This window comes from Bradyrhizobium sp. USDA 4501, assembly GCF_054062115.1.
In genome coordinates this window covers 8,078,862-8,102,180 of record NZ_JBSSEX010000001.1, presented here as the reverse complement: position 1 = coordinate 8,102,180, position 23,319 = coordinate 8,078,862, and the positions used below count along the sequence as shown (strand labels likewise).

At 64.5% G+C, this 23,319-nt stretch carries 21 protein-coding genes; 7 read left to right on the top strand and 14 right to left on the bottom strand.

Translation table 11 applies throughout. The features are described from left to right. Positions 1-51: 51 nt before the first annotated feature. Entirely contained in the window at positions 52-837 is a 786-nt protein-coding gene (locus ACVWZM_RS37555) for an ATP12 family chaperone protein (protein WP_253639643.1), read from the bottom strand. A 70-nt stretch (positions 838-907) separates the two neighbouring features. Here ACVWZM_RS37555 and ACVWZM_RS37550 point away from each other — a divergent pair, with 70 nt between their 5' ends. Next, entirely contained in the window at positions 908-1,363 is a 456-nt protein-coding gene (locus ACVWZM_RS37550) for a hypothetical protein (protein ID WP_057015498.1), read from the top strand. Positions 1,364-1,477: 114 nt separating this feature from the next. On the opposite strand, the gene ACVWZM_RS37545 is transcribed toward ACVWZM_RS37550, so the two are convergent. From ACVWZM_RS37545 to glsA, 4 genes are all read right to left on the bottom strand, one after another. Beyond that, positions 1,478-2,785, bottom strand: coding sequence for an amidohydrolase family protein (locus tag ACVWZM_RS37545; RefSeq protein WP_456856834.1), 1,308 nt, complete (start codon positions 2,783-2,785; stop codon positions 1,478-1,480). A gap of 166 nt (positions 2,786-2,951) precedes the next feature. Then, complete coding sequence (locus ACVWZM_RS37540; protein ID WP_092090157.1) at positions 2,952-3,515, bottom strand: HdeD family acid-resistance protein; 564 nt, start codon at positions 3,513-3,515, stop codon at positions 2,952-2,954. A gap of 419 nt (positions 3,516-3,934) precedes the next feature. Further along, a complete protein-coding gene (locus ACVWZM_RS37535) occupies positions 3,935-5,587 on the bottom strand; it encodes an MFS transporter (RefSeq protein WP_253639641.1) in 1,653 nt (550 codons plus the stop codon). Positions 5,588-5,657: 70 nt separating this feature from the next. After that, positions 5,658-6,656, bottom strand: a complete 999-nt coding sequence (gene glsA / locus ACVWZM_RS37530; protein WP_141340979.1) for a glutaminase A — start codon at positions 6,654-6,656, stop codon at positions 5,658-5,660. 427 nt (positions 6,657-7,083) lie between these two features. Between glsA and ACVWZM_RS37525 the strand changes: the two genes are divergently transcribed. After that, positions 7,084-7,293: a hypothetical protein gene (locus ACVWZM_RS37525; RefSeq protein ID WP_076831706.1), complete on the top strand. Its 210-nt coding sequence runs from the start codon at positions 7,084-7,086 to the stop codon at positions 7,291-7,293. 151 nt (positions 7,294-7,444) lie between these two features. Here the strand turns inward: ACVWZM_RS37525 and ACVWZM_RS37520 are convergent, their stop codons facing one another. From ACVWZM_RS37520 to ACVWZM_RS37510, 3 genes are all read right to left on the bottom strand, one after another. Then, positions 7,445-7,747 (bottom strand): hypothetical protein, encoded by a 303-nt coding sequence (locus ACVWZM_RS37520; protein WP_225160323.1) that lies wholly within the window; start codon positions 7,745-7,747, stop codon positions 7,445-7,447. An 89-nt stretch (positions 7,748-7,836) separates the two neighbouring features. Further along, the gene (locus ACVWZM_RS37515) at positions 7,837-9,051 is read right to left on the bottom strand and encodes an amidohydrolase family protein (protein WP_456855850.1); all 1,215 of its coding nucleotides are present in this window, start codon (positions 9,049-9,051) and stop codon (positions 7,837-7,839) included. A gap of 116 nt (positions 9,052-9,167) precedes the next feature. Continuing rightward, a complete protein-coding gene (locus tag ACVWZM_RS37510; RefSeq protein ID WP_141340981.1) occupies positions 9,168-10,460 on the bottom strand; it encodes an RluA family pseudouridine synthase in 1,293 nt (430 codons plus the stop codon). A 167-nt stretch (positions 10,461-10,627) separates the two neighbouring features. Here ACVWZM_RS37510 and ACVWZM_RS37505 point away from each other — a divergent pair, with 167 nt between their 5' ends. Next, entirely contained in the window at positions 10,628-11,545 is a 918-nt protein-coding gene (locus ACVWZM_RS37505) for an alpha/beta hydrolase (protein WP_246786891.1), read from the top strand. A gap of 292 nt (positions 11,546-11,837) precedes the next feature. Here ACVWZM_RS37505 and ACVWZM_RS37500 read toward each other — a convergent pair whose 3' ends face one another. Continuing rightward, entirely contained in the window at positions 11,838-13,172 is a 1,335-nt protein-coding gene (locus ACVWZM_RS37500) for a replication-associated recombination protein A (RefSeq protein ID WP_141343263.1), read from the bottom strand. Beyond that, the gene (locus ACVWZM_RS37495) at positions 13,169-14,527 is read right to left on the bottom strand and encodes a DegQ family serine endoprotease (protein ID WP_092090135.1); all 1,359 of its coding nucleotides are present in this window, start codon (positions 14,525-14,527) and stop codon (positions 13,169-13,171) included. Before ACVWZM_RS37495 ends, ACVWZM_RS37500 begins: the two co-directional genes overlap by 4 nt. 345 nt (positions 14,528-14,872) lie before the next feature. Here ACVWZM_RS37495 and ACVWZM_RS37490 point away from each other — a divergent pair, with 345 nt between their 5' ends. Next, positions 14,873-16,471: an OprO/OprP family phosphate-selective porin gene (locus ACVWZM_RS37490; protein WP_456780390.1), complete on the top strand. Its 1,599-nt coding sequence runs from the start codon at positions 14,873-14,875 to the stop codon at positions 16,469-16,471. A gap of 334 nt (positions 16,472-16,805) precedes the next feature. Here ACVWZM_RS37490 and ACVWZM_RS37485 read toward each other — a convergent pair whose 3' ends face one another. Continuing rightward, entirely contained in the window at positions 16,806-17,969 is a 1,164-nt protein-coding gene (locus tag ACVWZM_RS37485; protein WP_253590589.1) for an IS4 family transposase, read from the bottom strand. 145 nt (positions 17,970-18,114) lie between these two features. Beyond that, on the bottom strand, positions 18,115-18,495 hold the full coding sequence (locus ACVWZM_RS37480) for a winged helix-turn-helix transcriptional regulator (protein ID WP_253639635.1): 381 nt from the start codon (positions 18,493-18,495) through the stop codon (positions 18,115-18,117). 118 nt (positions 18,496-18,613) lie between these two features. Between ACVWZM_RS37480 and ACVWZM_RS37475 the strand changes: the two genes are divergently transcribed. The 3 genes from ACVWZM_RS37475 (at position 18,614) to ACVWZM_RS37465 (ending at position 22,076) form a co-directional block, all read left to right on the top strand. Beyond that, entirely contained in the window at positions 18,614-19,627 is a 1,014-nt protein-coding gene (locus tag ACVWZM_RS37475; protein WP_141343264.1) for a zinc-binding alcohol dehydrogenase family protein, read from the top strand. Positions 19,628-19,815: 188 nt separating this feature from the next. Continuing rightward, the gene (locus tag ACVWZM_RS37470) at positions 19,816-20,895 is read left to right on the top strand and encodes a phosphotransferase (RefSeq protein ID WP_076831366.1); all 1,080 of its coding nucleotides are present in this window, start codon (positions 19,816-19,818) and stop codon (positions 20,893-20,895) included. A gap of 53 nt (positions 20,896-20,948) precedes the next feature. After that, a complete protein-coding gene (locus tag ACVWZM_RS37465; protein ID WP_456855849.1) occupies positions 20,949-22,076 on the top strand; it encodes a hypothetical protein in 1,128 nt (375 codons plus the stop codon). Between the two features lie 102 nt (positions 22,077-22,178). Here the strand turns inward: ACVWZM_RS37465 and ACVWZM_RS37460 are convergent, their stop codons facing one another. Both ACVWZM_RS37460 and ACVWZM_RS37455 read right to left on the bottom strand, forming a co-directional pair. Beyond that, complete coding sequence (locus ACVWZM_RS37460; RefSeq protein ID WP_253639633.1) at positions 22,179-22,475, bottom strand: DUF1330 domain-containing protein; 297 nt, start codon at positions 22,473-22,475, stop codon at positions 22,179-22,181. Positions 22,476-22,481: 6 nt separating this feature from the next. After that, a complete protein-coding gene (locus ACVWZM_RS37455) occupies positions 22,482-23,276 on the bottom strand; it encodes an SDR family NAD(P)-dependent oxidoreductase (RefSeq protein ID WP_253639632.1) in 795 nt (264 codons plus the stop codon). Positions 23,277-23,319 lie beyond the last annotated feature (43 nt).

The window sequence follows — 23,319 nt, the reverse complement described above, 5'->3', positions numbered from 1 at the left end:
GCCCTGCGCGAGGAACGTGCCGCAGGCTAGCCCGGCGCCGTAAACCCCTCGTTAACCGGCGGCCGGCTTGAGCTCCCTGAGCACGCCGGCGGCGGCCTTGAAATCGAGCTGGCGGGCGGCGCGGCGGACGGCGACCTCCTCGTCGACGCCCCATTTCTCGATGTTCCAGTCCTCGTCGACATGGGCGGCGGCCCAGACCTGGTCCTCGTCGCGGACGCCATGGGCGAGCGCCAGCGCCAGCAGCGCCGAGCCGGTCAGCGTCGTCACCACATGGAGCGCCGCGACCGACCATGGGTCGGTCGGGAACGCCGCCCGCGCCGCCTTGATCGCAGGCTCGGGCTGGCCGACATGCATCACCCCCTCGGCCATCACGAAATGGGCGCCGAGCGCGTCGGCGGCCCAGAACAGGATCGGATCCCAGTGCTGGGCCTCGCGCGCCACCAGCGTCTCTGGATGGCCGGCCCGGTAGAACAAGAGGTCGCTGCCGAGGAACTTGGCCGCATCGTCGGCGACCTCGTCGATGCGATCGATCACCCCCTCGATCACGCTGTTGGCAAGCCGCGTCAGCGGCATGGTCATGGGATCGATGGTCTCGCGCTGCGCATTCCATTCCGCCGCCACCGTGTCCGCAATGGCCCGCGTCGGCACCGCGATCGGCTTGCCGGACGGCGTGCGGATCGGCTTGCCGTCGAGCGTGATCGAAAATCCGCCATCGGCCTCGGCGACGCCGGCGCCGGTGTAGAATCGCTTGCGCTGGGGCGTGCGGATGTGGCGCCGCACCGCCTCCTGCGGATCGAACGGAGATTGTTCTGGGACATCGTCGAAAAGTTCGCGCATCGCGCCGGGTAGCTTTCGTTCATAGGGATTTCCCTGCAAGATATGTCAGGGGCAACGGCAAATAAAGCTGATGGGACGCGGCAAATTCCTTGCGGGTTTTTCGCTGGTTGCGGTGGTTTTCGCCTCCGCCACAGCCTGTGCCGGGTTCCGTTCGCCGGAATCCCTGATCCGCAACGTCTACGCTCATTATGGGCGAGGCAGCGCCGAATATTCCAACGGCCTGCCGCGCGACGAGGAAACGGCTCGCCGATTCTTCGATCCCACCCTGCGCGGTGCCTGGACCGCGCTGCACGATGCGCCCTACGATTTTCTGGTGCAGAGCCCGACCTGGCGGCTCGGCCCGATCTCGATCGCAATCCCGCGCCGGCAGTTCGACAAGGCCGACGTGACGGTGACATTCGACAATGAAGGCCGCGCCGTCACGCTCAACTTCATCGTCGTCAATGGTCCCGACGGCTGGGTGATTTCGGATGTCGAGAGCCCGCACGATTCCTTGCGGACGTTTCTGACGCAGTTTCGGCGGTAGTAGCTGCCCTTGCCCTTCCGGCGATCGCTGCTCCACCGGCCACGTCGGCAGCCATATCGGCTACAAGCCGATGCTTTGACGCTGCCGCTTGGCCCGCCTTGTGACTATGTCCGCCTACCTGTTCCGGTCACCACCAAGAAGATTCTTGTAGACCTTCCCATCTTTCATGATGACCAGGAAATTCTTCGCCGGATCCTCTATCAGCTTGATGTTGTCGATTGGATTGCCATCGACCAGCAGAAGGTCGGCCAACGCGCCTTCCTCCACCACGCCCAGCATGCCTGGATATGGATTTCGAAGCCCGGACAGACTGAGCAATTCGGCATTCGTCGATGTCGCCATGATGAGCGCTTCAGCCGGCGTGTACCATCGCGTGAGGGTCGTCAGCATGGCGCCTTGCCGGTCAGCGAGCGCTTTCGAGAACAAGACGTCGGTACCGAATGCCGTCTTCAACTTGTACTTCTTCGCAAAGCCGTAGACCCTGTCGGTGCCGGCAACAACCTGCCGCATCTTGTCCTGCTCCGCAGGTCCAAGGGCGCTGGCGCCCGACACATCGAGGAAGGGCTGGGTGCTCAGCCAAATTCCCTTCTCGGCCATCAGGCGGGCCGACGCGTCGTCCATCAAATGACCATGCTCGATACACTTGACCCCCGCTGCGATCGATCGCTGGATCGCGACCGGCGTGTAGGCGTGTACGACGGCATAAGTACCCCAATTCTCCGCAGCCTCGACCGCGGCGCGCAACTCCGGTTCAGTGAACGTGGACACATCGAGCGGGCTGAACGGCGACGCCACCCCACCGCCCGCCGTGAGCTTGACCTGCGTAGCCCCTTGCATGAGCTGCTCGCGCGCGCGCACGCGAACTTCATCCGGGCTGTCCGCGACCATGGCGCCGCCTATCCTCTCCATGCGGCTGAGCATGCCGCCGATTGTTCTGGGCAGATCGGACAGCGGCCGGAAGTCGCCATGGCCGCCGGTGATGGTGATCATGGCACCGGATGGGTAGATGCGAGGACCGACGACGAGACCTTCGTCGATCGCGCGCTTGAGGGAAAAGGCCGGGCCGCCCATGTCGCGAATGGTGGTGAAGCCACGCATGAGGGTGGCCGTTGCCTCGGCGGCCGCAAGAAGATTGATGTAACCGATGTCGCTGGCCATCACGGCCGCCGGCGTCGGGCGTACCAGCAATGCATGCCAGTGCGCGTCGATCAGCCCGGGCATCAGCACCCGTCCGTCGCCGGCAATCACCTGAGCGTCGGCCGCGATCGGCCCAGTCGAAATTTTCTCGATCTTGTTGTTCCGGATCAGCACATTGGACGGCCCGGACAGCGCGCCATTCCTGCCATCGAAAATTCGCACGTTCTGAAACAGCACGTCGCCATCCTGCTGAGCTTGCGCTGGCAGCAAGGCGATGAGGCTCATCACAATCGACGCAACCAGCGCCGAAACTCTCACGCCCTTCCTCAAACCTGACATGTCCACTCTCCGCCGATGGCGCATCGCGCGAGACCGTCATTGATCTCGCGAGGAGCCGACTTGATTTCAGACGATTAATGAGAGTTCTGCTGCTCCCTGGAGGATCGACGGCTTATTGAGCCGCTCTGGCGGCAGGCTGTAAAGCGTAACTCAGCCATCCGATGCCATGAGACAGCAGATCGATCCCCAGCAGCAGCCCGAGCACCCACAGTCCGGTCGCCGGAAATCCCGTCAGAATGACGAGGCCGGCCAGAACGCCAAACAGCCCGGATGCGAGCATGATCCAGCCGGACTGCTGCCAATGGCCGATGCCGACCAGCATGCGCACAATCCCGGAGACCAAAAGCATGAGACCGAGGGCATAGGTCAGGAGCAGCGCGCTCGCCACCGGTTGGCTGAGCAGAACGATTCCGCAGGCAAGGTAGAGCACCCCCAGCACAAGCTGCCACACGAATCCACCCCAGCCCTTGGTCCAGAAGGCGTGCAGGATTTCGAACCCGCCGGCAACGATGGCCGTCCAGCCGATAAAGATGGCGCTGATCACGGTGAAAAGCACGACATCTCCCAGGACCAGAAGGCCCGCGGCGATCATGACGAGGCCCAGCAGAACGCAGACCCATAAAGGCGGGCCAGGCAGGCCGCGGAGCATCGTGGAACTGTTCTCATAGGTAGCCATGTCGTCCTCCTTGATCCCTGGCAGCCATGGCACGGTCGCGCATTCCAGGCCGCGCAACCGGGCCACTCGAGCTGCCGAAGCTTGTGCCTGCCCTCACCAGCGCCATCCGCAGCGGCGGCGACCTCTGTGCCACCAACAGGTCCAGCGGCGGCGGCGCGGTGGCGGAGGACGCGGGCGCGATGGTGGCCGGGCGACGACCATATGAAGCGGCCGCTCCGGATCATCCATCTTCGCGACGAGGGCATCTTCGGGGGGCGACTGGCAGCGCCTTGGCCGCCTGCATCAGCAAGCCGGTTCCGAGACCAGCGACTGCGACGCCGCCAAGCATTCTCCGGAGCACGATGCGACGGTCGAGTTCATCCATATCTGGCACCTCGTTATTGCAGAGACCTTCTTGCCCCGCGGCGCCCGACGTCCGATCAGGCCGATCGCTCGCCCTCGCCGGTCGCTCCGTCGTCCGGTATTTCGCCTGGCCGATAATTCGGCAGCCGTCCCGCGGGAATGACCGCAAGCAGTGCGAGGCCGGCCATGATCAGCAACCCGATCTTCAAAGCGCGCAGGCGAGCTTCGGTGTTGACCCGGACGGCTTCCTCGACCTGCTGTGGCGTACCGCTCGTGCCTTCGAGTACGCTGCGCAGCCGATCATTGCTGACGAAAGTGATGTTGCCGAGATCAACCTGGCTCTGAAGCTCCTTGGTCAGCACCGGACTGGCCGCGATCCTGCCGAGCGCGATCGTGCTCAAAAGACCGACCAGAAGAGCTCCGGCCACCGCGGTGCCAACGGCAGCCGCCAGATTCTGCGTGGTTCCGCGCAAAGACCCGACATCCCCCGCCAACGCCTTGGGCGAAGCAGTGACCAGAACGTTGAACAGCAGTGTCACCAGCGAGCCCTGGCCGATACCGAACAGCACGAGGCCAAGGAGAACGGGAATCTCGCTCCAGTCGTTGCGCACGACGAACGCGAGCCACAGCAACGCAACGGTGCAGAGCCCAAAACCGAAGCGTCCGATCTGGCGGGGCCTCAGCTTGTCGTAGAGATTGACGATCAGCATCGCCGAGAGAAAGACGGTCAGATTGAACGGCATCATCGCGATCGCCGTCGCGATTGGCGAACGTCCCTGCACGATCTGGATGTAGAGCGGCACCGTGAAGTTCAGCGCGGCCTCGAGCGCCACGACCGCGAACAGCGCGTAGACCGCACACCTCTCCTCCGGCGAATCGATCACCTCCAACGCCAGCAAAGGCGTCCTCCCCGCGGCCTGCTGGCGATGCGTCCACATCAGGAATGCCTGCCCGAGCACTATGCCAAGCACGATCAGGACCGGTGCCGGCGAGACGCCCAGCAAGTCGAATGGCGCGTTAGGGGTCGCCAGGATCACGCCCCAACTGTTCAGATTATTGAAGCCGAAGCTGATGAAGATGATCGCGCTCGCGGCAAGAGCGACCCCGATCAGGTCGATCTGGACATCCGCGCGACCGCGGTCCGGCCGCAGGCTGAAACTCAGAGCGAAAGCGATCGCCGAGGCAACGATGATAACTCCAAACGCGGGGCGCCAGCCGATATAGGTGCCGAGCAACCCGCCGACGACGAATGCCAGCACGCCGGCGGCAGCCCGCGCCGAGCCCAACGCGCCAAGGGCCGTCGCCTGCTGGCGTCCGGCATAATTCTCGGCAATCAGCGCGACGAGCGAGGGCACGATCACCGCGCCCGCAGCGCCGCAAAGCGCCTGAGCGGAAATCATGACGGAGGCCGTAGGGCTGAACGTCATCGCAATCTGCGCTATCAGGAAAAGCACGACGGCACCGCGAAATACCTGCACCGCCCCGAACCTTTGGGCGAGCTTGGCGCCAAGCATCACGAACCCGGCGACAAGCATCGAGTACGCCACGATTCCAGTCGCGACCGTGGTCGGCGGCACGCCGAAGCTGGCCACCATTCCCCCCATCGCAACCGGCAACGACGCGACGTTGAACGACATGATCATCTGGCCGAACGCAATCGCGACCATGGGCACCCATGATGCGCGCTCTTCCTGATGAATGTCGCCGATCGAGATTGCTTGCGTTGCCATCGCGTCCTCCAACCTGCCCGACGTTGCGATCGATCGGGCCACGGCTCGACCGATCTTCAGTGCCTCTTGTTCACTCGTCCGGTTGGGACACGAACAGATCCATGCCCAGTCTTTGCGACAGGAACTTCGCGGCGAGCTGCCCTCGCACGCTGTTGCCGGCCGCATCCAGTGGCGGCCCGAAAGTGCCGAAACCACCCTTTCCCGGAGACACCGCGACGATGCCTCCACCAATGCCGCTTTTGCCGGGCAGACCGATGTCGTACAGCCAGTCGCCCGACGTCTCGTACAGTCCAGCAGTGACCATGACCGCCAACGCATAGTGGCACACGGCCGCATCGACCACCCGCTGCCGGGTCACGGGGTTCACCCCGCCGTCGGCCAGCGTCGCACCCATCACGGCGAGATCCCTGGCGCTCACATTCAGCGAACACTGCCGGGTGTAGAGATCGGTCGCCTGCCTGGCGTCGCAATAGATCCGGTCGTAGCTCTCCAGCAACCGCGCGATGCTTCGATTGCGAAAATTGGTCTTGGATGCCGATGCGTAGACTTCCTCGTTGAGCGAAAGCTTGCGGCCCGCGAAGCGCGAGAGACCGTCATGGATGAACCGCCATTGCTCGTCAGCGCTCGAGCCCGGCACAAGGCTTGTGGTCGCGATCGCGCCTGCGTTCACCATGGGGTTGGTGCGCCCGGCTCCATGCTCGATCGCCGCCAGTGAATTGAACGGCAGCCCGGTCGCGTTCGCGCCCAGTTTTGCACGAGCCTCTTCAGGGCCGATGGCCTCGCACACCAATGCGAATACGAATGGCTTCGATACACTCATGATCGAGAATTCGTATTCGACATCGCCCGCGCCGTAGACACGCCCGCTGGTACCGGCCACACAGACGCCGAACAGTTCACTCGGCACTCTGGCCAGGGCCGGATAAACCTGCGAATTGGTCCCTTCGCTGTTCGACTTGAAGCGCTGATGCGCTTGAGACACGAGCTCCTGCACCATCTCGGGTTCGGGCAAGTGCCCGGTCGAGATGTAGGGCCGCTCCGCTTGTTCCGCGATCGAAGGCGGCCGCATTGGCTGTCCTTCCGGATTTCGACCTTATTGCTTCAGGTCTTCTAGTCGGCAACCAGAAGTAGGCGCCCAAAAAACCACGGAGTCAACGATCCACTCCCACAGCCTTTGCAATGCTTGCGTTGGTCCAGAACACTTTACGACAAATGCGCTGAACGCATTGCGTATCGCGGAATCGCAGCGCCGTTGCGCGATGCACATTCGATATAGTCATGCGACGTTTCGGCGCGGCTAGGTAAGCAAGATTGTCCAATCGCCCGCGGCGCAATTGAATCAAAAGAGAAGTCATCATGGCAGCAACGAGCGATTTCCATCATTGGCACGCGAGAGTACGATCATCGTGTGCGGATGTGAGCCCGCCGCTTGTCCAAGCAACACCGGCCCGCGGCGACGGTGGAATGACCGCATCACTTACAGAGTGAGGTTGATCATGGTGGCGCGCGCAAGCGACGGACAGCTTCTGTTGGTAAAGAAGCTTGGTGGGCTTATTGCTATCGTTGTCGGCTGCTTGCTGACAGCAGTCGGTGTGACATTCGAATCGACAAGCACAACTGTCGTCGGTGTCTTGCTTCTTGTGCTCGGGGCGGCCCTGCTCACGCTCAAGATCATGAGACGAAATCAAAGCGGTCCGTTTGGATAGCCAGACAGATTCGCACGGTCGACAGCCTTGAACCGGATCGCCGCGGCTCCGCCGGCCGATGCCGCTTGCCTGTTCGTACTCGCGCCGGCGCGACGACAATTCCGTCCATGCGTCAGCAAGACTTGTCTAGCCTAGCAGACAACGCCCTGCCCTAATCGCGGTGGTTGGCGCAGGATCGCGAATAGGCGGCACGCTCGGCCTGGTTCAGGCCGGCGGCGGCGGCCTCGTCGAGGCACCGGCTGACGCGGTCGCCGAACGAGCTGCGCGGCCGCGAACGCAGGCTCGGCTGCGTCGGCGCGTCCATCCTGGGGATCGCCGGCACCTCGATCCGCGGCGGAGGCGGAGGCTGAGGGACCGGGGGATCCCACGTCGAGCGGCCGGGCGCAAGGATTTGCGCGCTTGCCGCGCCGATGGCCCAGAGCAGAATGCCGGCAACAATCAGGGATCGCTTCATAGCCTATATGTCGTGACGCGGCAGCAACGGTTCAAGTGAACGCACCAAGCGTCAATACTGTCCCCGAAAATGCGAGTTCCCCACCCTCGTCACGGCTTCTGGTAGATCACGTGACCGGCACGGATGGTGCTGCTCACTTTCGCAAGATTGCCGACGTCGCCGAGCGGATCGCCGTCGAGCACCACGAGATCGGCGTCGAAGCCCCGCTCCACCCGTCCCTTCTTCGTGGCCTTGAAGAACCGCGCCGGATTGGTCGTCAGCGTGGCCAGCACCTGCCGCTCCGACAACACGCGGTGCATCAGCTGAAATTCCTGCGTGGTGTCGTACAGCGTGGTGAAACCGACATCGGTGCCGAACAGTACCGTGCCGCCATTCTCCGAAAACTGCTTGAGCTGGTTGACGGTCGAGGCCACCAGACGGTTGGTGACGTTCGGATCGAGCACCACGGTGGTGAACAGCGACAGTGTGGGAACGAGCGCAGTCCCCTGTGCCTTGAACCGCGCCAGCTGATCCGCGGTGTAGCTGGGTTCGCCGGGCGTGGTGTGCGCGAGCACGTCGACGCCGGACTCGATCACCGTTTCGACGCCGACCTTGTTCTGCGGATGTGCGAACACCGGCCTGCCCTGCGCATGCGCGACGTCGACAGCCGCTTTGGCGATTGCAGGGTCCATGTTGACAACGGGCTTGTCGCCCATGAACGCCCCGGTGAACAGCTTGATGCCGTCCTCACCCATGCCGAGCCAGTCGCGTGCCCATTTCGTGGCTTCCTCCGGCGTTGCGACTTCAGGAAGCTGCACTTCACGCGGGATGTAGACGGGGTGCCCGCCCTTCGGGAAGATGTTGCCGGCGAGCAGGATGTTGGGGCCGGCGACTTCGCCCACGACGATGCGCTTGCGCAGCGGCAACGTGTCGCTCGGATCGGAGCCGAGATCCCAGACCGTGGTAAAACCCCAGCGCGTCAGCATCTCCTGCATGTGCTGCGTCAGCGCCGCGGCCGGCGCTGCGCCGGCGTTGCGCCAGACTTTCTGCGTGAAATGGACATGGCTGTTCCAGAAGCCGGCGACGATGGTCTTGCCGCTGCAATCGATCACGCGGGCATCCGGCGGCACCTGGATGTCGCCGGACTTGCCGACCGCGCTGATGACGCCGTCGGTCACCACGATCACCGCATCCGGCAGCGCTTGCGCATCGGCCGATGCGTAGAGCGTGCCGCCGCGGAGCACGATGGTCTCGGCCTGTGCCGTCACCGCGGCGACAGCTGAGCTGATCAGGAAAAGCATGACGCGCAGCCAGGTGCCGATCATGGAGAGTCTCCGTTGCAGGCCGGCAAAAAGCCGGCGCGCGAAGATAGCCGCAAAGCGCGGAGCCGTTTGATCGTTGTTGCTGTCCGCGACGGATATTGGAGGCCGCGCCCCGTCCGTCACTCCTCGGGCGCGTTCTCTATCGGGTCGAACCGATCGGCCTCGAGCCCGAGCAGATTCCAGGATTGCAGCATGTGCGGCGGCAGCGGCGCGGTGGCATCGATCACGCCGCCCCTCGGGTGCGGAATCACGATACGGCGGGCGAGCAGATGCAGCCGGTTCTGCAAGCCGCCGGGCAGCTGCCAGTTCTCCTTGTTGAAATATTTCGGATCACCGACGATGGCATGATCGATATGCGCCATGTGGGCGCGCAATTGATGGGTGCGGCCGGTCACCGGCTTGAGCGAGACCCAGGCGAGCTTGGTCGCCGAGGTCTCGACCACGGCATAATAGGTCACGGCGTGGCTCGCGCCCTCGTCACCATGCTCGGCGATCCGCATGATGCTGTCCTCCTCGCTCTCCTCCTTGGCGAGATAGGTCGAGATGCGGCCCTGCTTCGGCTTCGGCACGCCGGCGACCAGCGCCCAGTAGATCTTGCGCGCGGAGCGATGGCGGAATGCGCCGGTGAGGTGCGTGGCAGCGAAACGCGTCTTGGCGACCAGAAGGCAGCCGGAGGTCTCCCGGTCGAGCCGATGCACCAGCCGCGGCTTCTGCCCCTTGGCGTCGCGCATCACCTCGAGCATCTGGTCGACATGGCGCGTCATGCCGGAGCCGCCCTGCACGGCGAGACCGGCCGGCTTGTTCAGCACCAGCACGTCGTCGTCCTCGTACAGCGTCATGTCCTTCAGCGCCTGCAGCGTCTTCGCCTCGGCCTCGGAGAGCGTGCCTGATGTCTTCGGCGTATCGAGCCGCAACGGCGGGATGCGCACGCTCTGGCCCTCCTCCAGCCGGTCCTTGGAATCGGCGCGCTTGCCGTTGACCCTGAGTTCGCCCTTCCGGACGATGCGCTGGATGTGGGAGAACGACAGGCCGGGAAAGCGTGCCTCGAGGAAACGGTCGACGCGCATGCCGTTCTCGTCGGCGGTGACGACGACGGTCTGTACCTTGGTCGGCAGCGGCTGCTCGGCCGCGGGCTTCGTAGCGGCGGGCTCAGCCCGCTCCTGCCGGTCGCGACGCGACTCGGCAAAGCGCGGCGGCTTTCCGGCCGCACGATGCGCGAACGGACGCTCTCCAGACTTGCGCTCACCGAACTTGCGATCGTCCGGCTTGCGGGTGCGCTGCGCCGATCCGCTCTTGCCACGATCCTTACCACGATCCTTGCCGCGATCGCCGGCGCGGTCCCGGTCGCGGCCCTTGTCGCGCCCTTTGGCGCGGTCGCCCGGCGATGTAGTTCTCTTGATGCGGCGGCTCATGGTGATTTTTCGGCTCCAGACCTGCATTGTGCCTAGCGCAAATGCCGCGAATCGTCACGGCGAAATCGGTGTGAATCCGGTGCAACATCGGCCATGTTCGGCCGCATACGACAATCGACGGGGGCCCTGGAATGAGACTGGCGATATCGGCTTTGGCGGCGGCCCTGATGCTCACGGACCCTGCGCTCGCCCAGCAAAGTCCGATGCCCGAAGCCGCGATGCCGGAAGATCTGGCCTGGAAGCTCCTGGAACTCGGCCGCGTCATCGACCCGCCCAAGACCGCTGCACTCTACGCGCCGCTGCAACAGAAGGAGCCCTATCAGGGCGTCAAGGTCGAGCGCGACCTCAAATACGGCCCCGCCGACCGGCATCTGCTCGACGTGTTCACGCCGGAGACGGCGGCGCCCGCACGACCCGTGCTGATCTACATCCATGGCGGGGGCTTCGTCGCGGGCAACAAGCGCGCGCCCGGCAGCCCGTTCTACGACAACATCATGCTGTGGGCGGTCAAGAACGGCTTCGTTGGCGTCAATGCCACCTATCGCCTCGCGCCGGCCTTTCCGTGGCCGGCAGGCCCGGAGGACATGGGTGCGATCGTGCAGTGGGTTGCGGAAAACATCGCCTCCCGCGGCGGCGAGCCGAGGCGCATCTTCCTGATGGGCCAATCGGCCGGCGCGATCCATGTCGCGAGCTATGTCTCCCATGGCGAATTCCACAAGGTGAAGGGCGGCGGACTTGCCGGCGCGATCATGGTGTCGGGCATCTATGATCTGACGGCCTCGCCGGCCGGCGACGCCGAGCTCGCCTATTACGGCTCCGACCCCTCGCGCTATGCCGAACGCTCCTCGCTGCAAGGGCTGGTCGCGAGCCCAATCCCGTTCCTGATCACGGCGGCGGAGCTCGATCCGCCGCGCTTCGTCGAGCAGTTCGAGCTCATGAAGCAGGCCAACTGCAAGCGGCCGAGCGGCTGCGCCCGCAGCTTCATGCTGCCGCAGCACAGCCACATGTCGGAGGTCTATGCGATCAACACGCCGGACACGCGGCTGACGGACGAGATTTTGGAGTTCGTGAAGAGCGTCAAGTGACGCGCCAGCGCAATATGAGGTTATGGGCCGTCGCAGCGGGCGCTGGCAAAATATCGAAAACAAATGCAAAGGAGCCGGCGGCGATCGGCGTGGCACCAAGCAACTGGCACCAAGCAACTTGACACGTCGGGCAAATCAGGAATATATTTCTAATATTCCGAAGTTACGTAAGTATTCCTCGCCTGAAGGTGTTGCATATGGCATTGGCGAGCCTCCGCAACTGACGCTTCCACGCCGCAGGTGGAAACGGGAACGTGCGTTATTCGCGGCCGCGGCCCAATCTCGTCTTGCTCTAGCTCCCGCCCCGTTCCTTGCGCAGCCGCTGCCAGTAATCCAGCCGCTTGCGGATCTCGCGTTCGAAGCCGCGGTCGGGCGGATCGTAGAAGGTCTGGCGGCCCAGCGCTTCCGGGAAATAGTCCTGGCCGGAGAATGCGTCCGGCATGTCGTGATCATATTGATAGCCGGAGCCGTAGCCCTCCGACTTCATCAGCTTGGTCGGCGAATTCAAAATGTGCTTGGGCGGCAGCAGCGAGCCGCCCTGCTTCGCGGTCTGCATCGCCGCGCCGAACGCGGTGTAGACCGCGTTCGATTTCGGCGCGGTGGCGAGATAGACCACGGCCTGCGCGATCGCGAGCTCACCCTCCGGCGAGCCGAGGAAGTCGTAAGCATCCTTGGCGGCGTTGCAGACCGCCAGCGCCTGCGGATCGGCAAGGCCGATGTCCTCGACCGCCATGCGCACCACGCGCCGCGCCAGGAACAGCGGATCCTCGCCGGCATCGAACATGCGCGCCAGATAATACAGCGCCGCATCCGGATCGGAGCCGCGCACTGACTTGTGCAGCGCCGAGATCAGATTGTAATGGCCGTCGGCCGATTTGTCGTAGATCGGCGCCCGGCGTTGCAGGATGGCCTGCAACTGCTCGGCGTTGAACACCTCGCCCTTGCGGGCGGCGCGCCAGACCTCTTCGGCCAATGTCAGCGAGGCGCGGCCATCGCCATCGGCCATCCGCACCAGCACGGCGCGGGCTTCGGCATCGAGCGGCAGCGGCTTGCCCTCGATCTTCTCGGCATTGGCGAACAGTTTCTCGATCGCCGCCGTATCGAGCGAGTGAAACACCAGCACGCGGGCGCGCGACAGCAACGCCGCGTTGAGCTCGAAGGACGGGTTCTCCGTGGTGGCGCCGACCAGCACCACCGTGCCGTCCTCCATCACGGGCAGGAAGGAATCCTGCTGCGCGCGGTTGAAACGATGCACCTCGTCGACGAACAGGAGCGTGCCCTTGCCGGTCTCGCGGCGTGCACGCGCGGCATCGAACGCCTTCTTGAGATCGGCGACGCCGGAGAACACCGCGGAGATCTGCTCGAAATGCAGCTCGGTGGCGTCGGCCAGAAGCCGCGCCACCGTGGTCTTGCCGGTGCCGGGCGGCCCCCAGAACACCAGCGAGCCCAGCGTGCGCGTTTCCAGCATCCGCGTCAGCGCGCCGTCAGGGCCGAGGATGTGATCCTGGCCGACGACATCGGCCAGCGTGCGCGGACGCAGCCGGTCCGGCAGCGGGTGCGGCGCGTCCTGCTCCATCCCCGCCGCAGCAAAGAGGTTGCCGGCCTCTCGCGGTTGCTTGGGGCTCATCCGCCGAGCGTCACGTTGATCTGCTGGCCGCCGCGCACCAGCGTGATGCGCCAGACCCGCGTCCCCGTCTTCGATGCCTTCTCGAGGTCGCTGGTCCGCACGATCTTCTCGTTGTTGACCGCGAGGATGATGTCACCCTTCTGGAAGCCGACATTGGCCGCGGTGCCGTCACCGGCGAGATCAGTCACCACCACGCCCTCGGCACCGGCGTCGAGATGCAGTTCGTCGGCCAGCGCCGGCGAGATGTTGGCGACCCTCGCGCCCTGGAACGGCGAGCGCGCGGTCAGCACGATCTCGTCGCGGTTGGTGTCGGGCGCGGTCTCCAGCGGTATGGTGAGCTTCACCGGCTTGCCGGCGCGCTGCACCTCGATCTCCGCGTTGCCGCCGAGCGGACGGGTCGCGAAGCGGTAGTCGAACGCGTTGGGATCGTCGATCGGCGTGCCGTCGATCCCGACGATCAGGTCGGAGAGCTTCAGTCCGGCCTTCGCCGCCGGGCTGTTCGGCGCGACGTTGGCGACCAGCGCGCCAGACGGCAGCTTCAGCCCAAGCGTCTCGGCAATCTCCGGCGTCACCGCCTGCAGCCGCGCGCCGAGCCATGGCCGCTTCACATTCTTGCCGCCGCTCTTGGCGGAGGCCACCACGACGCGCACCATGTTGGCGGGGATCGCAAAGCCGATGCCCTGCGAGCCGCCGGAGCGCGAGAAGATCGCAGTGTTGATGCCGGCGAGCCGGCCGGTCATGTCGACCAGCGCGCCGCCGGAATTGCCGGGATTGATCGCGGCGTCGGTCTGAATGAAGAATTGATAATCCGTGATCCCGACTTGAGTGCGCGCCAGGGCCGAGATGATGCCGTGCGTCACGGTCTGGCCGACGCCGAACGGATTGCCGATCGCGAGCACGACGTCACCGACCTGCAGTTGGTCGGAATTGGCGAAGTCGAGGGTCGCGAACTTCTCCTTGTTGGTGTCCTTCAGGCGCAGCACCGCGAGGTCGGTACGGCTGTCCTTCAGCACGATCTCGGCCTCGTATTCGCGCTTGTCGGCGAGCGAGACCTTCACCTGATCGGCGCCCTCGATCACGTGATTGTTTGTGACTACGAGGCCGGAGCCGTCGACCATCACGCCGGAGCCGAGCGAGCGCTGCATCTGCTCGGGCTGCTGTCCCGGCACGCCGAAGAAGCGGCGAAAAATCGGGTCATCCAGAAATGGATTGCGGTTTTGCACGGTCTTGGCGGCGTAAACATTGACCACCGCCGGCTGCACCCGCTGCACGATCGGCGCATAGGACAATTGCAGCTCGGCCTGCGAGGACGGCACGCGGCGGTCCTGGGCCGCGGCTGCGGAAAGATTCCCCATGAAGGCCAACGTGCACAGAGCGGATACGGCAGCAAAGCGGACAGGTCGGAGCATTCTCACCTCTCGTGGAAACGCCGGAATATAGGCGTGTTCGCCGGGCAATTGAAGGGCGCCCGGCCGGATAACTGGCCCCCCGCCGTACCGGTGCACAACCCGCAGCGGCCGCGTTGAAGCGCGCCGCCAAGCTTCTATGATGGCTGTCATCTCACTGCGCCGCTCCGCTTGTTGCCTGCGGACCACAAGCGGAACTGCGATGCCCGGAAGCACTGTCGTGCGTCAGTCACGATACGCTCCTAGGACCGTTCAGTGAGTGAGTGGGGAATTCAAACACAACAGGGGTGCACAATGGGTGCAACAAAAGTCAGTGCAATCGCCATAGGCCTGGCAGGGGCGCTTGCCGCCTCGCCGGCCTATTCGCAATCGGCCGGAGGCGGCAGCGATGCGGAGATCGCGCTGCTGAAGCAGCAGCTGAAGATGCTCGAGCAGAAGCTCGACAAACTGCAGAAGCAGACCAACGCCAATACCGCAAGCGCAGCCAGCGCAAACGCCAATGCGAAGGCGGCGGATGCCAAGGCCGCGCGGGTGGCGAGCGCCAACGCCGCGATCCCGGTGAAGGGCCCGGTCGCGCCGTCCGGCGTCGTGGTGACGATGCCGAACAACCGGCCGACGATCTGCACCGCGGACGAACAGAACTGCGTTGCGATCACGAGCCGCGTGCACTGGGATGTCGGCGGCTACGACTATCGCCCGAACACCGCAGGCACCTCACCGCAGAAGCTCGACAGCGGCGAGAACGTCCGCCGCGCGCGCATCGGCATCGTCGGCAAGTTCTTCGGTGACTGGAATTACTCACTGATCTACGATTTCGGCGGCTCGTCCGACGGCTTCGGCGGCGCGGCGCCGGGATCGCTGCCCGGCGGCGGCACCTCGGGCATCGAGAACGCGTATCTGAGCTACACCGGCTTCAAGCCGTTCGGCGGCAAGATGGCGATCGAAGGCGGCATCATGGACGTGCCGTGGACACTCGACGAAGCGACCAGCTCCAACGACATCCTGTTCATGGAGCGCGCCTCGGTCGGCATCATCGCACAGAACATCGCCGCCGGTGACTTCCGTTCGGCCGCCGGCACCCGCTGGTGGAACGACCAGTTCTGGATCGGCGGCTATGTCACCGGACCGACGTCGGGCGCCATCCACTCCGCGTCCTCCGCCTCGCCGGCCGGCACGTCCGAGCAGTATGGCGGGGTCATCCGCGTCGCCGGCAATCCGATCAGCGGCAAGAATTATTCGGTGCACATTGGCGCCGATGCGGAATGGCTGGTGCAGCCGCCACGCAACCAGCTCACGCAGGCGCAGACGCTCACGCTCAGCGACCGGCCCGAGCTGCGCATCGATCCGACCACGCTGATCTCGACCGGTGCGATCGCCAACGTCTCCGGCGCGCAGGTCTACGGCGTCGAGGCGGCGGCGACCTATGGCCCGTTCATCGCGCAGGGCGAATATTACTGGTTCAATGTCGATCGCTCCGCGAACACCGGACTGCCGCCGTTCGGCGCGCCGAGCCTGAAGTTCGACGGCGGTTACGCGCAGGTCGGCTATGTGCTGACCGGCGAGAACCACGCCTACAACCCGGCGACGGCCTCCTATAGCGGGATCAAGCCGCATGATCCGTTCTCGCTCGCGGGCGGCGGCTGGGGCGCCTGGGAAATCGCCGGCCGCGTCAGCACGATGGACCTCAACGATCAGATCGCGCAGGCGGTCGGCATCGCGGGTGGACGGCAGACCGTCTACACCGCCGCGCTGAACTGGTACGTCAACAACAATGTCCGCTTCATGCTGAACTATCTGCACGGCGATATCGCCAAGCAGGCCTCGGCGACCTCGGCTGCGGACGTCGGCTCGAAGTTCGACGCGGTCGCGCTGCGTACGCAGGTTGCGTTCTGATCTGATCGGAGCTGAGACCAACTCATAGACGGCCGGGGCATCGCTCCGGCCGTTTTCATCGAGCGTTTGGTTCACGCGTTTCTAGCTGAATGAGATCGGTCGAATATTGACCAGGACGGCGCCGCGCTCCCTCTCCCCGTTCTTACGGGGAGAAGGTTGGGGTGAGGGGCCCTCTCCGCGTATTCGGCAGCAGCTGCGCTTGCTGAGGCTCCCCCTCACCCGGAACGCATCTGACGATGCGTCATAGCCGAAGCACCGCTTCGGCGTTCTTGAGAACGGCCGCCGTAGGCGGCCTATGCCTCTCCCCGCACGCAGCAGGGGTGTCCGGGGAAATTCAGGCATAGCGGAGCTCCATCTGGTCAGGTGAGATGGTTGATTTCCGACGGCTGGGGTTGATGGGCGGAGGTTTGTCGATGGCAGCGAGGGATCGACGCGTGAGCAGGAGCTGGCCGACGAGTTCGGCGAACCTGAGCGGGAGCATTTTGATGCAGTTGGAGTGAGCGGCGATGCGCAGCAGCAGGTAGGCAATCATCGCAGCGAGCACCTGAAGGCGGATCGCGTTGTCGTTGGCGCCGAGGAACTTGCGAATATCGAGATGCTGCTTGATCCAGCGGAACAGCAGCTCGATTTGCCATCGGCTCTTGTAGAGGGCGGCGATCTCGACGGCGCTACGGGCAAGGTCGTTGGTCAGGAGTGTGATCTTGCCGCCTTTCTCGCGTCTGATCTTGATGCGGCGGAGCGGGATTGGAAGGCGCGAATCGCCCTTGCTGGTGAGCTTCACCTCGTCATCGGCAAGGATTTCGAAGCCATCCCCGTTACGCTTGCGGATGGCGCGATGCCTGAGCGAGCGAAGACGGATGCTCGTCTTCGCCCGGGTAACGAAGAAAGCCTTGCTATCATTGATCTTCTGCCACCAGTCGAAACGGCAATAGCCCTTGTCAAACACATAGGTGGTGGCGGGCTGGATTGGGGTCTGTCGGCCGATCTCGATGTCATTGACGTTCGCGGCCGTCATCTCGACGCAGGTCGGGACATCGCTCCTTGGGTCGTAGACGACATGCAGCTTCATGCCGCGGATGCGGCCGTTCCACGTCGCCCAACTGCAGACCTTGCCGAGCGGGATCGGACTGGCGTCGATCAGACGCACCATCTCCATGCCTTCACTCCGCAGCTGGCGACGCGCCATCGCCGACAGCGCCGCAAAGGTTTGCGCGAAAATGCCGATCGGACGGCGGGCATTGGCATCGGACAACGTCGAGCGCGACAGCTTGCCGGTTCCCAAGTGATAGTGATGCTGCGAATTGGCGTTGAAGCCAGTCACTACCCCGCGCAGACTGCTGTTGCCGCTAAGCTGGGCATAGATCAGCGCCACCAGATGATCCCAGCTCCTGAACGACTTGTCGTAGGCATCCCCGTCCAGACGATCCACAACCGTCTGAAACTGCCGTCGATTGATCGGTTCAAGCAGCCTTCCAAAAATGCTACCGCGATATCGCATGCTCGGCCCTCTGTGTCTCGACAACCAGAAAAGACCGATTTGCCTCGGTCCTGCCGAGCATGCACCGCGACACAGTGAATCATTCCCCGGACACCCCTGCGCACGCAGGGCGAGGTGAAGCGGAGCGCGTCGCGCGAACATGCTTTCAGGCCGCGCGCTTCGACTTCTTCACAATGACCTCCGGCGCCGGCGCGCAGGACAGCCGCTCCTGATGGCCCTCGCCCCAGGCTTTCAGAATACCGATCACCGGGCGCAGGCTCTCGCCGAGTTCGGAAAGCGTGTATTCGACCCGCGGCGGCACTTCGGCATAGACCTTGCGGATCACGAGGCCATCGTCCTCGAGCGCACGCAGCTGCTTGGTCAGCATGCGCTGGGTGATGCCGGGCATGCGCCGCCGCAACTCGCCGAAGCGCTGGGTGCCGGCCTGCAAATGATACAGGATCACGCCCTTCCATTTGCCGTCGATCAGGTCGAGCGCCGCCTCGACCGCGCAGCCCGGCCGGCGCGCGAAATTCTTCCGTTTCATGCAGTATTTTCCCAATAGTATACAAACAGGGACTAGTTCCCTGTTTTTACAGTACTTGCCAAATGGACGCCAGCGCGACAGTTAATCGGCAGGCAATCGCCCACCACGGAGACCAGGCATGAAGGCCGTCGGATACCAAAAATCGCTGCCGATCGAGGCGGCGGATTCGCTCGTCGATTTCGAGATCGCCAAGCCCGAGCCGAAGGGGCGCGACATCCGCGTCGCGGTGAAGGCCATCTCGGCCAATCCGGTCGACTACAAGGTGCGCAAGCGCGCGGCGCCGACCGACGGCGGATACAAGATCCTCGGCTTCGACGCGGCCGGCGTGGTCGACGCGGTCGGGCCCGACGTCTCGCTCTTCAAGCCCGGCGACGAGGTGTTTTACGCGGGCTCGATCCTGCGCCAGGGCACCAATTCGGAATTTCATCTGGTCGATGAACGCATCGTCGGCAACAAGCCGGCGTCGCTGTCCTTCGCGCAGGCCGCCGCCCTGCCCCTGACCTCGATCACCGCGTGGGAGCTGCTGTTCGACCGGCTCGGCGCGGTGCCGGGCAAGAGCCTCGATCCGCGCACGCTTCTGATCATCGGCGGCGCCGGCGGTGTCGGCTCGATCCTGATCCAGCTTGCGCGCCGCCTCACCGGACTGACCGTGGTTGCGACCGCAACGCGGCCGGAGTCGCAAAAGTGGTGCCGCGATCTCGGCGCCCATGCGGTGATCGACCACTCGCAGCCGATGAAGGAGCAGATCGAGAGCTTGAGGCTGCCGCCGGTCGGCCTCGTCGCCAGCCTCACCTTCACCGACCAGCACTACAAGTCGATCGCCGACTTCATCGCGCCGCAGGGCAAGTTCGGCCTGATCGACGATCCGCCGGAATTCAACGTCGCCGCGTTCAAGGGCAAGGCGGTCTCGGTGCACTGGGAATCGATGTTCACGCGCTCCTCGTTCCAGACACCCGACATGATCGCGCAGCACCATCTGCTCAACGATGTCGCCGACCTGATCGACAAGGGCGTGCTGCGCAGCACGCTCGACCAGACCTTCGGTACCATCAACGCCGCCAACCTCAAGCGCGCCCACGCTCTGCTGGAAAGCGGCAAGTCACGCGGCAAGATCGTGCTCGAGGGCTGGTAAGGCTCCTCACGTCCGCTTCCTCATGCCCGGGCAACATCCCGGGCATGATATCCCCACAGGCCGGCGGGTGGTTTTTGCCAAAGCCGCCAGCGCCTGTATGATTTGCGCAACGATCACCCCGTCCTCAATCCGGCCGCGCAGGACGCGGCCGGAGCGGTGGTGACGCCCACGGGCATGGGAGGAAACCGATGAGTTTGCTCACGGCCGATCCGTCGCGGATCGATCCGGAGTGGATGACGCGGGCGCTGCGCGAAGCCGGTGTGATCGACCAGGTCAGGGTCGTCGATCTCGCCTGCAAGCCGGTCGGCAATGGCCTCGTCGGCGACAGCTATCGATTTCGTCTGACCTATGACGGCGACGAGCCGAACGCTCCTTTGAGCGTCGTCGGCAAATTCCCGGCCGCAGATCCCGACAGCCGCCGCTCCGGTTCCGCGCACACGCTTTACGTCCGCGAGGTCGCGTTCTATCGCGAACTGGCGGCGACCGTCGCCATTCACACCCCGCGGCCGATTCTTGCCGAAATCGATCCGGCGACCGACGACTTCACCCTGATCCTGGAGGACCTCGCGCCCGCACGTCCGGGCGATCAGCTCGCCGGATGCTCGATCGCCGACAGCCAGATCGCCATGACCGAGGCCGCGGCGTTGCATGCGCCGCGATGGAATGACCCGAGCCTCGATGCGGTGCAATGCTTCGTGATGGCCGCAAGCCGGCGCAGAGACCTTCGCTCGGTGCTGCCCGGCATCATCGGTCACTACAAGGAGCGATATCGCGGCGTGATCGAGCCGGAATTCCTTGATCTGATCGACCGGCTTCCGGACGCGCTATTGCGCTACCAGTCCGATCGATCGGCGCCGCGAACGCTCCAGCACGCAGATTTCCGGCTCGACAACATGCTGTTCGACGTCCGCGGCAATACCCATCCGATGGCGACGCTGGACTGGCAGACGCTGACAGTGGGCCCGGCAATCGTCGACGTCGCCTATTTCCTCTCGGCCGGCATCGACCCGATCGAACGGCGGCTTCATGAAGCCGACCTGGTGCGGTTCTATCATTCGGAACTGATCCGGCGCGGCGTGCGGGACTATGACTGGGATCGTTGCTGGCGGGATTACCGGCGCTACACGCTGCACGGCATCATGATGGGCGTCGTCTCCGCGCTCAGCGTCCAGCGCTCCGAGCGAGGCGACGCGCTGTTCCTGAAAATGACCCGCGGCGCCTGCGCGCAAGCCCTGGACCACGACAGCTTTTCATACTGGCAGGACTGACGCGCTTTCGAGCGAAGTGGATACAACCCGTCAGGACATCGAAAGGGATCGGCGTGCTCAACAAACTGGACGACTTCCCCATCCACCAGACGCCGGAGCCGATCGCGGTTCCCTCGACCAGCGACCGCAATGTCTATGACCGGACCTGGTTCAACGGCTACACCGCCGACGCCGCGTATTATTTCGGGATCGGCATTGCGATCTACCCGCACCGCAAGATCCTCGATTGCGCCTTCAGCGTCGTGGAGCGCGGCGGACGGCAGCACTGCTTTTACGGTTCGCGGCGCGCCCCGCTCGAGCGCACCGAGATGCAGGTCGGTCCGTTCAGGCTCGAAGTGCTCGAGCCGATGCTGCGGACCCGGGTCGTGCTCGACGACAATGCGACGGGCCTCGCCTGCGACCTGACCTTCTCCGCGCGCACCGCCGCGATCCAGGAAGCGCGCCAGACGCTTTGGTCGGGCGACCGCCGCGCGATGGATTCGACCCGGTTCGACCAGTTCGGCCGCTGGAGCGGCGTCATCAGCCACCCCGACGGCGGGATCAAGGTCGACGATCGCACCTGCTACGGCACCAAGGATCGCTCCTGGGGCGTGCGCAATGTCGGCGAACGCGACGTCGGAGGCGCGCCGATGCCGCCGCCGAGCGTGTTCTTCCTCTGGGCGCCGCTGGTCTGGGACGACCACATCTCGCACACGATCTTCTTCGACGGGACGCAGGGCGAGGCGCTGGTCCGCGAGGGCATCACCGCGCCGCTCTACCGATGCGAGGCCGAGATTCCCGGCGTGGTCGACGGCCTCGACCGCCGCATGGCGACCGCGCAGCATCGCGTCAAATACGTGCCGCACACCCGGCTCGCGCAGTCGGCTGAAATCGACCTCGTCGATATCGACGGCCACACCACGACCATCGCGCTCGACCCGATCCTCAAATTCCAGATGAAGGGGCTCGGCTACGGCCATCCGCAGTGGGGCCAGGGCATGTGGAAGGGCGAGCTCGAGATCGGCGGCGAGTCGTTCGATCCATCGACGCTCGACCCGCTGGCCCGCGAGAATGTGCACGTCCAGCAGGTGGTCCGCGCCCGCCAGGGCGGCCAGACCGGAATTGGCGTGCTGGAGCAGGTTTGCTTCGGTCCCTACCGTCCCGCAGGCTTCAGCGAATTCCTGGACGGCGCGAAGGGATAGCTAGAGCGTTTTCGAGCGAAGTGGATACCGGTCCGCGTGAAGAAAACGCGTCAAAACAAGAATCTAGAGCCCCGTTCCGATTCCATCGGAACGGGAAAAGCTCTAGATCGCCGGCACGCCCTCGACGAACAGCAGGCGTCGCTCCAGCGCGGTTGCGCGAAGCTTCAACGCTTCGGCATATTCCGGTGACGCATACCATTCGCGCAGGCGCGCCATGGTCGGAAATTCGACGATGACGATCGCGTTCGGTGGTGGACCGCCCTCCACCACCTCGACCGTGCCGCCGCGCACGACGTAGCGCCCGCCAAATTGTGCGATGGTGTTCGCCGCCAGCGTCCGATAGGCCTCGAACGCCGCGGCGTCGCGCATCTCGACCTCGGAGATCACATAGGCCGGCATGCGGCCTCATGCGATGGTGTTGACGATGCCGCCTTCGGCGCGCAACGCGGCGCCGTTGGTCGCCGATGCCTGCCTGGAGCAGACATAGACCACGAGATTGGCGATCTCCTCGGTGCTGGCAAAGCGCTGCAGCAGCGAGGTCGGCCGGTGCTGCTTGACGAAGTTGGAGGCCGCCTCCTCGACCGATTGGCCGTTCTGCTTGGCGAGATCCTTGACGAAGGTCTCGACGCCTTCGGACATGGTCGGTCCGGGCAGCACCGAGTTGACGGTCACGGCGGTGCCTTTGGTCAGCTCGGCGAGCCCGCGCGCGATCGCAAGCTGCGCGGTCTTGGTCATGCCGTAATGGATCATCTCGATCGGAATGTTGAGGCCGGACTCGGAGGAGATGAAGACGATGCGGCCCCAGTTGCGCTTCAGCATGCCCTGCATGTAGCCGCGCGACAGCCGCACGCCCGACATCACATTGACCTCGTAGAAGCGGCTCCAGTCCTCGTCGGGAATGTCGAAGAACGGCTTCGGCTCGAAGATGCCGGCATTGTTGACGAGGATGTCGACGTCCGGCAGCGCCGCGAGCAGCGCCTTGCAGCCCGCCGCGGTCGAGACGTCGGCGGCAATGCCGCGGAGCTTTGCGTCCGGTACTGCCTTCGTGATCGCGGCAATCGCGGCATCGACCTTGGCCTGACCGCGGCCGTTGACGACGACCTCGGCGCCGGTCTCGGCCAGCCCCCTTGCGATGGCATTGCCAATGCCCGCGGTCGAGCCGGTCACCAGCGCAGTCTTTCCGGAAAGGTCGATTTTCATCTGTCATCTCCATTGATGTCGACGGACATATCGGGCGCGGCAT

Excerpts from the sequence above, each read along its gene's own strand:
- ACVWZM_RS37555 (WP_253639643.1), bottom strand. The coding sequence starts at position 837 with ATGCGCGAACTTTTCGACGATGTCCCAGAACAATCTCCGTTCGATCCG.
- ACVWZM_RS37550 (WP_057015498.1), top strand. The coding sequence starts at position 908 with ATGGGACGCGGCAAATTCCTTGCGGGTTTTTCGCTGGTTGCGGTGGTT.
- ACVWZM_RS37545 (WP_456856834.1), bottom strand. The coding sequence starts at position 2,785 with ATGAGCCTCATCGCCTTGCTGCCAGCGCAAGCTCAGCAGGATGGCGAC.
- ACVWZM_RS37540 (WP_092090157.1), bottom strand. The coding sequence starts at position 3,515 with ATGGCTACCTATGAGAACAGTTCCACGATGCTCCGCGGCCTGCCTGGC.
- ACVWZM_RS37535 (WP_253639641.1), bottom strand. The coding sequence starts at position 5,587 with ATGGCAACGCAAGCAATCTCGATCGGCGACATTCATCAGGAAGAGCGC.
- glsA (WP_141340979.1), bottom strand. The coding sequence starts at position 6,656 with ATGCGGCCGCCTTCGATCGCGGAACAAGCGGAGCGGCCCTACATCTCG.
- ACVWZM_RS37525 (WP_076831706.1), top strand. The coding sequence starts at position 7,084 with ATGGTGGCGCGCGCAAGCGACGGACAGCTTCTGTTGGTAAAGAAGCTT.
- ACVWZM_RS37520 (WP_225160323.1), bottom strand. The coding sequence starts at position 7,747 with ATGAAGCGATCCCTGATTGTTGCCGGCATTCTGCTCTGGGCCATCGGC.
- ACVWZM_RS37515 (WP_456855850.1), bottom strand. The coding sequence starts at position 9,051 with ATGATCGGCACCTGGCTGCGCGTCATGCTTTTCCTGATCAGCTCAGCT.
- ACVWZM_RS37510 (WP_141340981.1), bottom strand. The coding sequence starts at position 10,460 with ATGAGCCGCCGCATCAAGAGAACTACATCGCCGGGCGACCGCGCCAAA.
- ACVWZM_RS37505 (WP_246786891.1), top strand. The coding sequence starts at position 10,628 with ATGCTCACGGACCCTGCGCTCGCCCAGCAAAGTCCGATGCCCGAAGCC.
- ACVWZM_RS37500 (WP_141343263.1), bottom strand. The coding sequence starts at position 13,172 with ATGAGCCCCAAGCAACCGCGAGAGGCCGGCAACCTCTTTGCTGCGGCG.
- ACVWZM_RS37495 (WP_092090135.1), bottom strand. The coding sequence starts at position 14,527 with ATGGGGAATCTTTCCGCAGCCGCGGCCCAGGACCGCCGCGTGCCGTCC.
- ACVWZM_RS37490 (WP_456780390.1), top strand. The coding sequence starts at position 14,873 with ATGGGTGCAACAAAAGTCAGTGCAATCGCCATAGGCCTGGCAGGGGCG.
- ACVWZM_RS37485 (WP_253590589.1), bottom strand. The coding sequence starts at position 17,969 with ATGCGATATCGCGGTAGCATTTTTGGAAGGCTGCTTGAACCGATCAAT.
- ACVWZM_RS37480 (WP_253639635.1), bottom strand. The coding sequence starts at position 18,495 with ATGAAACGGAAGAATTTCGCGCGCCGGCCGGGCTGCGCGGTCGAGGCG.
- ACVWZM_RS37475 (WP_141343264.1), top strand. The coding sequence starts at position 18,614 with ATGAAGGCCGTCGGATACCAAAAATCGCTGCCGATCGAGGCGGCGGAT.
- ACVWZM_RS37470 (WP_076831366.1), top strand. The coding sequence starts at position 19,816 with ATGAGTTTGCTCACGGCCGATCCGTCGCGGATCGATCCGGAGTGGATG.
- ACVWZM_RS37460 (WP_253639633.1), bottom strand. The coding sequence starts at position 22,475 with ATGCCGGCCTATGTGATCTCCGAGGTCGAGATGCGCGACGCCGCGGCG.
- ACVWZM_RS37455 (WP_253639632.1), bottom strand. The coding sequence starts at position 23,276 with ATGAAAATCGACCTTTCCGGAAAGACTGCGCTGGTGACCGGCTCGACC.